The sequence below is a fragment of the Streptomyces sp. Ag109_O5-1 genome (assembly GCF_003814875.1).
Classification (GTDB): domain Bacteria; phylum Actinomycetota; class Actinomycetes; order Streptomycetales; family Streptomycetaceae; genus Streptomyces; species Streptomyces sasae.
Genome location: NZ_RKQF01000001.1, coordinates 170,783 through 183,488, shown reverse-complemented (window position 1 = coordinate 183,488; position 12,706 = coordinate 170,783). Strand labels below are relative to the sequence as shown.

The window sequence follows — 12,706 nt, the reverse complement described above, 5'->3', positions numbered from 1 at the left end:
AGGGAGTCGCCGCGCCCCCGGAGCAGAGGGGAGGAGCGGGACGGTCAGACCGGCGGGGCCACGAAGACACCGCGGTCGACGTCGTTGAACGACTCCTTGGCGACCAGTTCGTTCATCGGGTTGGCCGTGCCCCACTGGTCGGTGACCTCGGGCTTGGAGAAGTCGTAGACGCTCGGGTGCCAGGTGTCTTCGTCGAGGAGCTCCAACTCGGTCGTGTACTCGACCGTGTTGCCGTGCGGGTCGAGGAAGTACGTGAAGGTGTTGTCCCCCGCCATGTGCCGGCCCGGACCCCAGACCTTCTTGAAACCGGCCCGGATGACCCGGCCGGAGCCGCGCATGTACTCGTCGATGCCGCGCATCTCGAAGGAGACGTGGTGCAGCGAGGTGTGCGGGCCCTTCGCCAGTGCCATCGAGTGGTGCTGGTTGGAGATCCGCATGAAGTGCATGACCTCGCCCATGTGCGGCGAGCTCAGCGTGTCGGAGAGCCGGAAACCGAGGTGCTCTTCGTACCAGGCGCGCGTCTTGTCCAGGTCGGGGGAGTTGAGTACGACGTGCGAGAGCTTGACCGGGATCGACTCCTTCTCCTCGATCTTCCGGTGCCGGCGTACCTCGACATCCGCGGAGACCTCGATGGTCCGGCCGTCCACGTCGAAGAACCGGAAGCCGTAACCGCCTCCGGGAGTGTCGACCTTGCCCGGCTGTGAGATCAACTGAACGCCACCGGCGAGGAGTTGCTCGGCCAGGGTGTCGACGTCCGCGGCGGAGGCGGCACCGTACGACACCAGGTCGAGGCGCTTCTCGTCGGCCTTGCGCAGCCGGATCACGTACTGCTCGGGCGAACCCTCGGCGCCCAGGAAGGAGATGCCCGAGTCCTCGGCGACCTTGGTCAGACCCCAGACACCGGCGTAGAAGTCCAGCTGCTTGTCGTAGTCGGGCACGGCGAGGTCGACGTGCCGGAGGTGGGTGAGCAGACGGTTGCTCATGGGGGGTTCCTCCTCAGAACAATTCAGCAGTTCGGAACAGATCCAGCAGTTCAGAAAAGATTCAGCAGTGCGGCGGCGGTGCCGCCGCGCACGGCATGGAAGTCGGGGTCGGACAGGTCCGCCGCGCGCAGCGCGCCCAGCGGGTCCTCCGTGCCCATGTCGAAGGGGAAGTCGGAGCCGAGCAGCACCCGGTCGGCGCCGGAGACCCGGATCAACTCCCGCAGTACGTGCGGGTCGTGGACGAGGGAGTCGAAGTAGAGCTGCCTGAGGTAGCTGCTCGGCTCGCGTGCGCAGTCCTGCGCGTCGGGGCGGGCCCGCCAGGCGTGGTCGGAGCGGCCCAGGTGGGTGGGCAGATAGCCGCCGCCGTGCGCCGCGATCAGCTTCAGGCCCGGGTGGCGGTCCAGGACACCGGAGAAGATCAGGTGCGAGAGTGCGATGGCGTTCTCGGTGGGCTGGCCCACGGTGTTGGACAGGTACCACTGGTCCAGGCGCTCGTCGAGCGTGCAGCCGAACGGGTGCAGGAAGACCAGCGCCCCCGTGTCCTCCGCCCGCGCCCAGAAGGCCTCGTAAGCCGGGTCCGACAGCTCACGGCCGGGCGCGTGCGAGGAGATCTCAACCCCTCGCAGCCCCTGCTCCAGCGCGTCGTCGAGCAATGTCGGCGCCAACTCCGGGTGCTGGAGCGGGACAAGACCGAGACCGTACAGCCGGTCCGGCGCCTTCGCGCAGTGCTGCGCGGTGCCCTCGTTCGCCAACCGGCAGACCCGGTCAGCCAGTTGGGCGTCGGCCCAGTAGTGGTAGTGCGACGGGGAGGGGCTGACCAGCTGCACGTCCACGCCCTGCTCGTCCATCGCGGCCAGGCGCACGGCGACGTCCGTCAGCCGGGGCACCCGCTGCCCGACCATCGGCCCGTTCACGGCCAGGGCCGCCGGCCCGTTGCGCCGGGCGTCCAGGGCGCGGGCCTCCGCGAGCCCCGGCTGCCCGGCGACGGCCTCCTCCACGTGCGGGAGGAGGAGATGGGCGTGGACGTCGATCGTCGGTGTCGACCCGGGCTCGGTCACGGCAGTTCCTTGAGGGCGGTGAGCGTACGGAACATCAGCCCGGGCACGTCCGCGTCCCGCCGGCCCTCCAGCATCCAGTCGGTGAGCTGGCAGGAGGCGTCGACCACCATGGTGACCCGGGGCAGCCGCCGGGCGTGGTAGCCGGCGAGCACCCGGTCGAGGGACTCGGCGTCCCAGCCGTCGAGGCCGGTCAGCAGCTCGGCCAGGACCAGGACGTCCTCCAGGGCCATCGCGGCGCCCTGGGCGAAGGTGGGCGGGCAGGCGTGGGCGGCGTCGCCGACGAGCACCACCCGGCCGCGGTGCCACGGCCCCTCCACCAAGTGCCGGTCGAACCACGTGTAGTTGACGACCGAGGGATCGGTGAACGCCTCGCGCAGCTCCTTCCACGCGCCGCCGTAGCCCTCGCACAGCGACCGCATCTCGTCGGCGTACGAGGCCGGGTCGATGGTGGCGCGGTCGCGGGCCGGCTCGACGAGGTAGGTGTAGACCGTGTCCTCGCTGGTCGGGCAGTAGCCGGCTATGAAACAACGGCCGCCGTAGATCATCTCGGTGCGGTCCACACCGGCCGGGCGGGGCGCCGGGGCACGCCAGATGCCCATGCCGACCGACTTGGGCTCGTCGGTGATGCCGATCATCCGGCGGGTGGCGGAGTTCAGTCCGTCGGCGCCGACCACCAGGTCGTAACGGCGGCTCGTGCCGTCGGAGAAGGTGACGTCCACGCCCTTGTCGTCCTGCTCGAACGCGGTGACCGTGGTGCCGAGCCGGATGCCGGCGCCGCAGGAGCGCACCCGGTCGATCAGGTGCTGCTGGAGTTTGGGCCGCTGCATGCCGATGTGCGCGGGCAACTGGTCGCCGCCGGTACGGAGTTCCTCGTGGGCGTGGATCACGGTGCCGTCGGGGGCGAGGACCGCGACGCCGTTGGCGGCATACCCGTCCTTCTCGATCTCCTCGAAGACGCCGACCTCGCGCAGCACCCGCAGCGCGTTGCCCTGCAGGGTGATGCCGGAACCGGCCGAGGCCTTCCAGTCGGGGCTCGCCTCGACGAGATCGACGGCGATGCCGGCTCGGCGCAGCAGCACCGTCAGGGCGTTACCGGAGGTGCCCCCGCCGACGACGAGGACGGTAGGGGTGAGGCTGTCAGCCATGTCGGGGGGTACCTCCCGGGTTTGGGCCGCGCGACTTCGGGCGGCGTGGATGCGGCTCTTGCCCGCCGGTGCGGCGGGCCAGGGTGGAGACGGAGGTGCGGGCCGGATGCGCCGCTGCTGTCCGAGGAGGCGGCACATCCGGCGGCTGTGCGGAACTGGCGGAACTGGTGCAGCCGGGGGACTACTTGACGGCGACCGGGTTGACCGGTGAACCGACGGCGCCCGTGATGGGCAGCGGCGCGGCGGTCAGCCAGAACTCGTACACACCGTCGGCCGCGCAGTCTGCGGCGAGGGCGTCGAGGTCCCACATCTCGCCGATGAGCAGACCCATGTTGGGGATGGCGACCTGGTGCAGCGGCTGGAAGGCGTTCTCGAACTCGTTCGGCCGCACCTCGAACCCCCAGGTGTCGGTCGCGATCGCGGCGATCTCGGTGCCGTGCAGCCACCCGGCGGTGGTGAACGACAGCCCCGGCGCGGGCCCGCCCGCGTACTCGCCCCAGCCCTCCCGCCGGGCCCGGGCCAGCCGCCCGGTCCGCACGAGGACGATGTCCCCGCGGCCCACGGCCACCCCGTGCGCCGCGGCGGTCGCCGCCAGATGCTCCTCGGTGATGGCGAACCCGTCGGGCAACTCGCCCTCGGTACCAACCACTTGGCCCACATCGAGCAGCACTCCGCGTCCCGCGACGAACGGCGCCATGTGCTCGATGCCGGTGACGAGGTCGCCGTCCGAGGTCACGACCTTGGCCGCGTCCCGCCCGTTCCAGGCCTTGCCGTGGTCGAAGATGTGTCCGAGCCCGTCCCACTGGGTCGAGCACTGCAACGGCATCGCGATCACGTCGTCGGCGCCGCCGATGCCGTGCGGGAAGCCCTGGTTGCCGAGGGCCGCGTCGGTGCCGGTGTCCAGCATCGTGTGCACCGGGTTGGTGCGCCGGCGCCAGCCCTTCTGCGGACCGTCCATGTCGAAGGCCTGCGAGAGGGAGAAGCTGACACCCCGTCGCACCAGCGCGGCACCCTCGCGCCGCTTGGCCTCGTCCAGGAAGTTCAGGGTGCCGAGCACGTCGTCCTCGCCCCAACGCCCCCAGTTCGAGTACGCCTTGGCGGCCTCGGCGATCGCGCCCTCCGGGTCGTGCCGGTCCAGGCTCATTCCGTCCCCTCCGCGACACAGCGGGTGCGCTGCACGCCGAGCCCCGTGACGGAACCCTCCATCACGTCGCCGTCGCGCAGCAACCGCCCCCAGTGGATCCCGTTCCCGGCCGGGCTACCTGTCAACACCAGGTCCCCGGGCAGCAGTTGGGCCGTCTGCGAAATGTACGACACCAGTCGGGCGATCCCGAAGAGCATGTCCTTCGTCGACTCGTCCTGCATGGTGTCGCCGTTCAGCTTCAGCGTCACCCGCAGATCACCCGGGTCGGCGATCGACCCGGCCGGCACCAGCCACGGCCCGAGCGGCGTGAAACCGGGCGCGTTCTTGCAGCGCAGCCAGTCGGTGCCGATGGCCTTCATGTCCCGGCGGAAGACGGTCGCCCGGTCGGTGAGGTCGTTGGCGATCGTGTAGCCGGCGACGTGCTCCAGGGCCTCCTCGACCGACACCCGGTACGCCGGTTTGGCGATGACGGCCGCCAACTCCAGCTCCCAGTCCGGCTGCTGGGCCCACTCCGGGAGCACCACGTCGTCGTACGGCCCGGCGATCGTGGTCGGCAGACCGATGAACACGTACGGCAGGTCCTCGGCGGCCCGCCGGTCCATCACGGCGGCGATCTCCGCCCGCGCCTCCTCGACCGTGCGCGGGTCGTCGGGGGAGCGGTGGGCGACCTCCAGGTCGATCACGTGCTGCCGGTAGTTGGCACCGGACTGGAATATCTGCCGCGGCTCGATGGGCGCGTGCACCCGCAGCCCCTCCAGCGGCTGCCAGTCCAGCGTCACGTCGTCCGCCAGGGAGTGCAGTACGGGGAGGGTCTCCTCCCAGCGTTCGACCACGGCGCGCAGGCCGGTCGGCGTCCAGTCCAGCGCTCTGCTCAGGTCGAGCACCTGTTCCCGGGCCAGCAGGCCGGGGAACTGCTCCCGGGCCGGGGCGGAGAACGTGCCGAGCGCGAACGGGCCGACAGGTTGCGCGAGCATTGCCATCAGATTTCCTCCTGCGGGGTCGCGGTCTACTCTGGCCCTGACCGGCGAATCACGGAAATAGATCCTGTGGATGCGCCGAATCGACGACATGGATGGCTCTCGATTGGCTAGGCGGTACCCGGTGAACCTGTCCCGACTCGACCTCAATCTGGTCGTCGCCCTGCGGGCACTGCTGGAGGAACGCAATGTCACGCGGGCCGGCGAGCGCATCGGACTGAGCCAGCCGGCCATGAGCGCCGCACTGGCCAGATTGCGCCGCCATTTCGACGACGAATTGCTCGCCCGCACCGGCAACGCCTACGAGCTGACCCCGCTCGGCGCCTCCCTGCGCGACCGCAGCGCGACCGCCTGCGACCTGCTGGACCGGGTGTTCTCCAGCCAGCCCGACTTCGACCCGGCGGCGGAGACCCGTGAGTTCACGCTGCTCGCCTCCGACTACGGCGCGGCCGTCTTCGGTGCCCCGCTGGCCCGCGCCCTGCACCACGAGGCCCCCGGGGTGCGCCTCTCCTTCCGGCAGATACAGCCGAACGTCGAGGAGAACACCGCCACCACCCTCAGCACCATCGACGGCCTGCTGCTGCCGCACGGCATCATCGACGGCTTCCCCGCGGTCGACCTCTACCAGGACCGCTGGCTGTGCATGGTCGCCGACGACAACCCGGAGGTGGGCAACGCCCTGACCCTCGACAACCTGGCCGAACTGCCGTGGGCGGTGTACCAGCGCCCTTACGACGCGCCCGCCGCCCGCCAGCTCAGCATGCTCGGCATCAGCCCGCGGGTGGAGGTCTCCGTGCAGACCTTCCAACTGCTGCCGTACATGGTCGAGGGCACCCGCAGGGTGGCGATGATCCAGGAACGCCTGATCCGCAAGGTGGCACCCTCAGCCGTGGTACGCGTCCTGCCCTGCCCCTTCGAGGTGGTCCCGGTCCAGGAGGCGATGTGGTGGCACCCGGTGCACGCCCAGGACGCGGCCCACATGTGGCTGCGCAAGAAGGCGGCAGAGGTGGGCGAGACCTTGATGCCGGGCCGGAACTGAGTTCCGGCCCGGCATCAGCGCCCCCTCAGGGGCGCGGGGCTGTATCGACATGCGGGTCCGCCGCGTGGGCGCGACAAGCCACAACGGAGCCGCAGCCGCGAACCGGCCTGCTGAGGCTGGTGCTGAGGCGCCCCTCGCCCCTCAGGCCAACTGCTCCGGCAACGGCCGGGAATCCACCGCCCCCGCCCGCCGCCGCACGGCGAACACCCCACCCGCCACCAGCGCACAGGCAACGCCGAGCACACCCACCGCCCCGGCGAGCGTGCCCACCGCCGACTCCCCGGCCAGCAGCACCAGCGGGCACACGAACTCCCCGCCGAAGAACGCCGCCGTCCACAGCCCCGTGCCCCGCCCCCGGTCCTCGAACGACAGCCGCGACATCGCGCTGGTGAGCAGGGCCGGCAACAGCATCCCCGTACCGACGCAGTTGACGACCGCCCCGACGACCAGCAGCGGAGCGTTCCCCGCGAGGAACATCAGCCCGAACCCGACCGCGCAGACGGCGAGTACGGCCGGCAGCATCGGGTCGGGAGAGCGCTTGAGCCGCGCGAAGGTGATCGCACCGCCCATCGTGGCGGCACTCGCGATCGCAGTGGCCAGCCCGATCACACCGGTGTTCTTCACACCGAGGTCGTCGAGCAGGTACGACATCTCGACCGGGACGGTGTAGAAGACCATCGCGCCGAAGAAGGTGAGGGCACAGATCCCGGCCAACTGCCGCCAGGGGAAGGAGCGTCGGCTCGGGCCGGGTGCCTCCGTCACGGTCGTACCGGCAGCCGCCGAGCTCGGCAGCGCGGTGGCCATCAGCGGCGCGAGGACCAGGCTCACGCCGTACACCCAGAACGGCACGCGCCAGCCGGCCGACCCCGCGGCGCCGCCGAGCACGAAGAAGACGGTGGCCGAGGCGGACGCGCACATGGTCTGCAGGGCGAGGTACTTCACCCGCCGCTGCCCGGAGTAGTAGTCACCGATCAAAGTGGTGCAGCAGGTCATGATCGCCGCCTCGGCGACACCGACCAGCGCGCGGCTTGCGATGATCGCGCCGAGCGACTGCAGCCACAGCGGGGCGGTGCCGAACACGGCGTACAGCAGGGTCGCGACGACCAGCAGACGCTTGCGGCCCAGCCGGTCCACGATCACCCCGGCGAACGGGGCCAGCAGCGCCAGCGCCAGTGCCGGAACGGTCAGCGCGAGCGGCACCAGCGCCTTGGCGCCCGGGACGGCGGCGAAATAGTCCTGCATCTTCGGCAGGACGGGGGCGATCAGTACCGCGCCCAGGATCGGCAGACAGCTGCCCGCCATCAGCAGGGTCACCCGCAGCAGATGCGCGGGCCCCGACACGGCGACGGGTGACGGCGCGGCGTCATCCACCGCGACGGGGGACGGGGACACGGATCCGGGCATGGCGACTCCAGGGACGGCGAACGAACGGAGCGGGCATGCCGTCAGCGCATCGCTGGGGGCGCGCGGCATGCGGGGAGGAACCCGCGCACCGGCGGCTGGTCCGGACAGCGAGGTGCGGGGTACCGACGACTATGGGGCGTCCGGAACCCCGGTAGCCATCCCCCACGCGATCCGAATCGCATATCCGGCTCATCCACGCGATGGATGAGGACCTCATGGGGAAAAGTTTGAAGATTAAAACCGAAAGGTTACTATGGGATCATGACCGAGACGGCGCCACGCTGGCTGAATCCCGAGGAAAGACGGGCGTGGCTTGCCTACGTCCAGTTCTCCACCCACCTGTCCGACCAGCTGAACCGGCAGCTGCGGCGCGATGCGGGGGTGACCCACGCGGACTACACCCTGCTCGCCCACCTGTCCTCGGTCAAGGATCACAACCTGACCATGTCCGAGCTGGCCGAACGCCTGAAGATCACCCGAAGCCGCCTCACCCATGCCGTGACCCGTCTCCAGGAGTCCGGTTACGTCGAGCGGCGCGAGGACCCCGCCAACCGCCGCAACCAGCTGGCCGTCCTCACCCCGGCCGGCATGAGACTGCTGCAGCACGCGGCCCCCGGCCATGTCGAGGCGGTCCGCCGTGCGATCTTCGACGCCCTCACCCCCGAGCAGGTCACCCAGTTCGCCGCGATCGGCGAGGCGATCAACACCGCCCTTCAGCGCATGGACGCCGACAGCGACGACCAGGAGGCCCTGCCCTGGCGGCGACGGTAGGGCGGCGTCCGCCCACCGTGCGATGAGACCGCGCCGTCGCCGTGCTGAAAGGAACCGCCCGGCGCCGGACAGGACAGGGCGTGGAATCCATGACGGAACAGGAGACGCGCCGGCGGCAACGGGCGCGTTTCGAAGAACTGGCGCAGGTGGTGGCGCAACCGCTGCACCGGTATCTGCTGCGACGGACCGACGCCGACCTGGTCGACGACGTCCTGTCGGAGACCATGCTGGTGCTGTGGCGCCGTATCGACGACGTGCCCGGCCTCGGCACAGACGCCACGCCACGGCCCGATGACGTACTGCCGTGGTGCTACGGCGTCGCACGTGGCTGTCTGGCCAACGCCCACCGTGCCGACGGGCGCAGGCTCCGGCTGGTGGAGCGGCTGATACGGACCCGGCAGCACGAACCGGCGGACACCGCCGACCACGGCGACCTGCACGCCGCACTGGACGCCCTCGGGGAACTCGACCGCGAGGTGGTACGGCTGTGGGCGTGGGAGGAACTGGCGCCACGTCAGATCGCTGACGTGACCGGCCTGACCCCCAACGCGGTGAGCCTGCGGCTCCACCGGTCGAAGAAGAAACTCGCGAAACAGCTGGAGACGGGGCGAAAGAACACCGAACGGTCCGGACACAAGACGGATGAAGGAAGGAGCGGTCAGTGAACGACGACGAACTGCTGGCCCGGCTGAGGGCTGCGGATCCGGCACAGACCTCAAGTGCTCCGCCGCCCGACATCGACCGCCTTGTGGAGGCCGCCTTGACCATCGACACCACGCCCCGGCCCGAGACGACCACGACCGGCAGCACCACTCGCCCCGCGCCGGCCGCCGCAGGCCGCCGCCGTCTCTTCGGCCTCGCGGCGGCTGCCGCACTGCTCCTGGCCGGAGGAGGCATCGCCGCAGGAATCACGGCGGGCGGCGACAGCGCCCACCCGTCGGCATCCGCCCCGCTGACGCTCACCGTCGCCAGCGGTACCGCCGACACCAAGTGCATGGAACCCACACCCGATTCGCTGCGCGGATACCCGACGCTCTTCGGGGGAACGGCCACCTCCGTCAAGGGCTCCTCGGTCACCTTCCGTGTCGATCACTGGTTCCGCGGTGGTGACTCGAAGACCGTACGGCTCAACAGCGACCCCGATCAGCCGGAAACCCTCACGTTCACGGTGGGGGAGCACTACATCGTGGCCGCCACCAAGGACGGGACCGTCCCGCCGTGCGCCGCGAACATGGCCTCGGACGAAACCCTGAGCCGGTTCCGTCAGGCATCCGGACAGTAACCCCACGGGGCAGCCGTCTGCGGCGCGGCCGATCGGGGGCGATGCGGCGGCGCCGCGCCGCTAGGTTCACTTCCATCCCTTGTTCTTCGTAGGGAATCCCGGCCTTCGGGCCGGGCGGGAATGCGATCCTCGGCCCGGAGGCGCGGAGCGCTGGAGATTTCTGCTCTTTGGGGTGACGGTCAGGCTGGGCGCTGCTGGTTCTCGATGCACTCCTTGACGATGCTCAGTGGTGCGCCGCCGCAGGACCCCGCGAAGTAGGACGGGGACCAGAACACGGATCCGGTCCCGGTCCGGTTGGTCCGGCCGGTGTACTCCGCGCGCAGGTAGCGGGAGCTGACGCCCTTGAGGGAGTTGACGAGCTTGGACAGGGCGATTTTTGGGGGGTGTCCCTATGTGGTTGTCAAGCCGCAGCTGCGGCGGGAGCTGGCTCGGGATGCCGGTAGTGGGTGCCGTTGCGCAGCATCGCGTAGAGGACGTCGCAGCGTCGGCGGGCCAGGCAGATCAGCGCGGCGTTGTGCTTCTTGCCTTCGGCGCTGGGGACGGTGCAGATCCCGGCCCAGCGGCGCCGGAGCACCCAGCGGGTCCCACTGGCTTCGCCTCCTGCGAAGTGATCCGGGCCTGTCGCCGCGATCCGGCGACAGGCCCGGGTTAGGAGGCTTTCGCGGTTTTGCGCGCGGGCCTGTCATCGTGATCCGATGACAGGCCCGCGCGCCGATCTTCCGCGTGGACTTCGACGGCGGCTGCGGCTCGCTTGGCCGGCTCGGCCTGGCTCGGCCCGTCCGGTCGGCTCGGCTTACCCGACCCCGTCCGAACTCGGTCCAACCCGATCGGCCGGCCCGTCCGGTCGGTTCGCCCGTCTGAGCTCGGTCCAACCCGGCTGGCTCGGACCGTCAGGCCGGACACGTCCCGCTGACTCGGCGCGCTGGACTGATCGGTCTGTCGCGCGCGCCCGGTCTGCGCCGGGCACGAAGCCGCGCTCCCGTTCAGCTGATGGCGAGCGTGAGCTTCCCGCCGGGGTGACCGTCCTCGCTCTCGATCTGCGCGGCGGCCGCGTCCTCGAGCGGGTAGCTCTTGCCTTGCGCGATCCGGACCCCGCGGTCGGTGACCCAGCCGACGATCGCGGTCAGCACCTCCCGCGACTGCTCGGGACCCGAGTACGGGATCCCCAGCTCGTAGGCGGCCTCATCGGCGATGGTGACGATCCGGTCCTTCGTGCCCCGCAGCTTGACCGACCCGGGCAGCACCCCGTGCCCGGCGGCGTCGAACACGGCGTCCACCGGTCCCGGCGTGGCCTCGCGAACCCGCTTCTCCCAGCCGTCGCCGTAGAGGACGGGCACGACCCCCAGCGACTTCAGGTCGTCGAGGTTCCGGCTGCCGGCGGTGCCGATGACGGTAGCGCCCTGCGCGACGGCCACCTGCGCGGCGAAGCGCCCGACCGTGCCGCTGGCGCCGTGGACCAGCAGCGTCTCGCCTTCGCGGACCTCGAGCAGTCCGAGGACGCGAAGCGCGGTCTCGCCGGCGACCGGCAGCGCCGCCGTGTCTGCCCACGAAATGCCTGCGGGCTTGGGCGCGAGCGCCTTCGCCAGCGCGTACTCGGCGTAGCCGCCGGTCTCGGGCCAGCCGAACACCTCGTCGCCGACAGCGAACTCCGCGCCCTCGCCTGCGGCGTCGACGACGCCGGCCACTTCGAAACCGGGGGTGTGTGGGAAGGAAACCTGGAAGTTCTGCCGCTTGGAGCCGTTGCGGATCTTCCAGTCGAGAGGGTTGATCCCGGCGGCCCGGACGGCCAGCCGCACCTGCCCCGGGCCGGGTTCCGGCACCGGGACCTCGGACAGCTGCAGGACTTCCGGCCCGCCGTAGGCGGAGAAGGTGATCGCTCGCATGGGTTCTCTGCGTTCCTCGAGTTGTGACTTCGAATGTTGGCGGATGCGTTGCCGTGCCCAGAGCGCCGAGACCGTGGGCACGATCGCGGGGCGTTCATCGCGGCCGGAGGCTCAGGAACCAGCCACGTTCGTGGGCGCGGTCCAGCCGGTGGATCGGATCCACTCGGCCAGGTCCAGGGTGGCCGGCTCGATCGCCCGCACAACCGCAAGATCCGACGGGTGTTCCGCCGCCTTCGCGAACTGGCGGAACATCGCCCTGTCGAGGTCGCTGGGAAGCACGCTCAACGGGAGGGCCTCGTAATGTGCCGGGAGCCCGGCGCGCGCGCCGAACGCCGCGGCGATCTGAGGGCCCGTGAGCTCGTCGCCGACGAGCTCGACGGCTCCGCCGGGTGCCTCCGCGGTGTCGAGCAGGAGCGCGGCGGCGACCCGGCCGACGTCCCTGAGCGAGATCATCTTCAGGGCGACGTCCTCCGGCAGCGGCAGCCTCAGCACGATCTCTCCGTGCTCCAGGCTCGGTGCCATCTCCTCCATGAAGGGGGCCGGGCGAACCATCGTGGCCCTGAGGCCGGACTTCCTCAGGTGCTCCTCGATCGAGTGCTTCGAGTCGTGGTGCGGCACACCCCACTCCCGGTCCGCGCCGATGACCGAGTTGAACACGACGTGCGGGACGCGTGCCGCGACCGCCGCGTCGACGAGCGCGGTGCCGATGCGGATCTCCGTCTCGACCTCTTCGAGGCTGTTCGCCTCCGGGGTCATGAAGTAGAACCCCTCGACCGCCGTCAGCGCGGCGGCCAACGACGCCGGGTCGTCGGTCCGGATGGCCGCCAGCTCGACGCCGCGGGCGGCCAGCGCCTGAGCCCGGTCGGACTGCGGGTTGCGGACCAGGGCCCGCACCGGGGCCTTGTGATCCAGCAGCGCGTCGACCACGAGCCCGCCCTGTCGCCCCGTCGCGCCGAAGACTGCGCTCGTGCCGGTCGTCTGTGTGCTCATCGCTGCCACCCTTCACTAGCGGCCTCGACC

At 70.6% G+C, this 12,706-nt stretch carries 12 protein-coding genes and 2 pseudogenes; 4 read left to right on the top strand and 10 right to left on the bottom strand.

Annotation, left to right across the window (positions count from 1 at the left end; translation table 11 throughout):
- Positions 1-44: 44 nt before the first annotated feature.
- The 5 genes from EDD90_RS00805 to EDD90_RS00785 all read right to left on the bottom strand — a co-directional run bounded on the left by EDD90_RS00805 (position 45) and on the right by EDD90_RS00785 (position 5,310).
- The gene (locus EDD90_RS00805) at positions 45-983 is read right to left on the bottom strand and encodes a VOC family protein (RefSeq protein WP_123971240.1); all 939 of its coding nucleotides are present in this window, start codon (positions 981-983) and stop codon (positions 45-47) included.
- A 50-nt stretch (positions 984-1,033) separates the two neighbouring features.
- Positions 1,034-2,041, bottom strand: a complete 1,008-nt coding sequence (locus tag EDD90_RS00800; RefSeq protein ID WP_123971239.1) for an amidohydrolase family protein — start codon at positions 2,039-2,041, stop codon at positions 1,034-1,036.
- The gene (locus tag EDD90_RS00795; protein WP_123971238.1) at positions 2,038-3,186 is read right to left on the bottom strand and encodes an FAD-dependent oxidoreductase; all 1,149 of its coding nucleotides are present in this window, start codon (positions 3,184-3,186) and stop codon (positions 2,038-2,040) included. The genes EDD90_RS00800 and EDD90_RS00795 overlap by 4 nt, the downstream gene beginning before the upstream one ends.
- A gap of 181 nt (positions 3,187-3,367) precedes the next feature.
- The gene (locus EDD90_RS00790; RefSeq protein ID WP_123971237.1) at positions 3,368-4,330 is read right to left on the bottom strand and encodes a cyclase family protein; all 963 of its coding nucleotides are present in this window, start codon (positions 4,328-4,330) and stop codon (positions 3,368-3,370) included.
- Complete coding sequence (locus tag EDD90_RS00785) at positions 4,327-5,310, bottom strand: fumarylacetoacetate hydrolase family protein (RefSeq protein ID WP_185148830.1); 984 nt, start codon at positions 5,308-5,310, stop codon at positions 4,327-4,329. Before EDD90_RS00785 ends, EDD90_RS00790 begins: the two co-directional genes overlap by 4 nt.
- Before the next feature lie 121 nt (positions 5,311-5,431).
- Here EDD90_RS00785 and EDD90_RS00780 point away from each other — a divergent pair, with 121 nt between their 5' ends.
- Positions 5,432-6,346 carry a LysR family transcriptional regulator gene (locus tag EDD90_RS00780; protein ID WP_123971235.1) on the top strand — a complete coding sequence of 305 codons (915 nt, stop codon included), beginning with the start codon at positions 5,432-5,434 and terminating at the stop codon, positions 6,344-6,346.
- Between the two features lie 141 nt (positions 6,347-6,487).
- Here the strand turns inward: EDD90_RS00780 and EDD90_RS00775 are convergent, their stop codons facing one another.
- On the bottom strand, positions 6,488-7,750 hold the full coding sequence (locus tag EDD90_RS00775; protein WP_123971234.1) for an MFS transporter: 1,263 nt from the start codon (positions 7,748-7,750) through the stop codon (positions 6,488-6,490).
- Positions 7,751-8,011: 261 nt separating this feature from the next.
- On the opposite strand from EDD90_RS00775, the gene EDD90_RS00770 reads away from it, so the two are divergent.
- The 3 genes from EDD90_RS00770 (at position 8,012) to EDD90_RS00760 (ending at position 9,803) form a co-directional block, all read left to right on the top strand.
- Positions 8,012-8,521 carry a MarR family winged helix-turn-helix transcriptional regulator gene (locus EDD90_RS00770; protein ID WP_123971233.1) on the top strand — a complete coding sequence of 170 codons (510 nt, stop codon included), beginning with the start codon at positions 8,012-8,014 and terminating at the stop codon, positions 8,519-8,521.
- 89 nt (positions 8,522-8,610) lie between these two features.
- A complete protein-coding gene (locus tag EDD90_RS00765; RefSeq protein ID WP_260328665.1) occupies positions 8,611-9,186 on the top strand; it encodes an RNA polymerase sigma factor in 576 nt (191 codons plus the stop codon).
- Positions 9,183-9,803, top strand: coding sequence for a hypothetical protein (locus EDD90_RS00760; RefSeq protein ID WP_123971231.1), 621 nt, complete (start codon positions 9,183-9,185; stop codon positions 9,801-9,803). The genes EDD90_RS00765 and EDD90_RS00760 overlap by 4 nt, the downstream gene beginning before the upstream one ends.
- 179 nt (positions 9,804-9,982) lie before the next feature.
- Here the strand turns inward: EDD90_RS00760 and EDD90_RS00755 are convergent.
- The 4 genes and pseudogenes from EDD90_RS00755 to EDD90_RS00740 form a co-directional block, all read right to left on the bottom strand.
- Positions 9,983-10,189: pseudogene (locus EDD90_RS00755) on the bottom strand (transposase); the annotation flags it as partial.
- A gap of 14 nt (positions 10,190-10,203) precedes the next feature.
- A pseudogene (locus EDD90_RS00750) lies at positions 10,204-10,335 on the bottom strand (IS110 family transposase); the annotation flags it as partial.
- 451 nt (positions 10,336-10,786) lie between these two features.
- Complete coding sequence (locus EDD90_RS00745) at positions 10,787-11,686, bottom strand: NADP-dependent oxidoreductase (protein WP_123971230.1); 900 nt, start codon at positions 11,684-11,686, stop codon at positions 10,787-10,789.
- Positions 11,687-11,797: 111 nt separating this feature from the next.
- Complete coding sequence (locus EDD90_RS00740; protein ID WP_123971229.1) at positions 11,798-12,676, bottom strand: NmrA/HSCARG family protein; 879 nt, start codon at positions 12,674-12,676, stop codon at positions 11,798-11,800.
- Positions 12,677-12,706: the final 30 nt, after the last annotated feature.

Bases quoted from the DNA above. Each gene is read 5' to 3' on its own strand.
- EDD90_RS00795 (WP_123971238.1), bottom strand. From the start codon at position 3,186: ATGGCTGACAGCCTCACCCCTACCGTCCTCGTCGTCGGCGGGGGCACC.
- EDD90_RS00790 (WP_123971237.1), bottom strand. From the start codon at position 4,330: ATGAGCCTGGACCGGCACGACCCGGAGGGCGCGATCGCCGAGGCCGCC.
- EDD90_RS00745 (WP_123971230.1), bottom strand. From the start codon at position 11,686: ATGCGAGCGATCACCTTCTCCGCCTACGGCGGGCCGGAAGTCCTGCAG.
- EDD90_RS00785 (WP_185148830.1), bottom strand. From the start codon at position 5,310: ATGGCAATGCTCGCGCAACCTGTCGGCCCGTTCGCGCTCGGCACGTTC.
- EDD90_RS00740 (WP_123971229.1), bottom strand. From the start codon at position 12,676: ATGAGCACACAGACGACCGGCACGAGCGCAGTCTTCGGCGCGACGGGG.
- EDD90_RS00775 (WP_123971234.1), bottom strand. From the start codon at position 7,750: ATGCCCGGATCCGTGTCCCCGTCCCCCGTCGCGGTGGATGACGCCGCG.
- EDD90_RS00805 (WP_123971240.1), bottom strand. From the start codon at position 983: ATGAGCAACCGTCTGCTCACCCACCTCCGGCACGTCGACCTCGCCGTG.
- EDD90_RS00765 (WP_260328665.1), top strand. From the start codon at position 8,611: ATGACGGAACAGGAGACGCGCCGGCGGCAACGGGCGCGTTTCGAAGAA.
- EDD90_RS00770 (WP_123971233.1), top strand. From the start codon at position 8,012: ATGACCGAGACGGCGCCACGCTGGCTGAATCCCGAGGAAAGACGGGCG.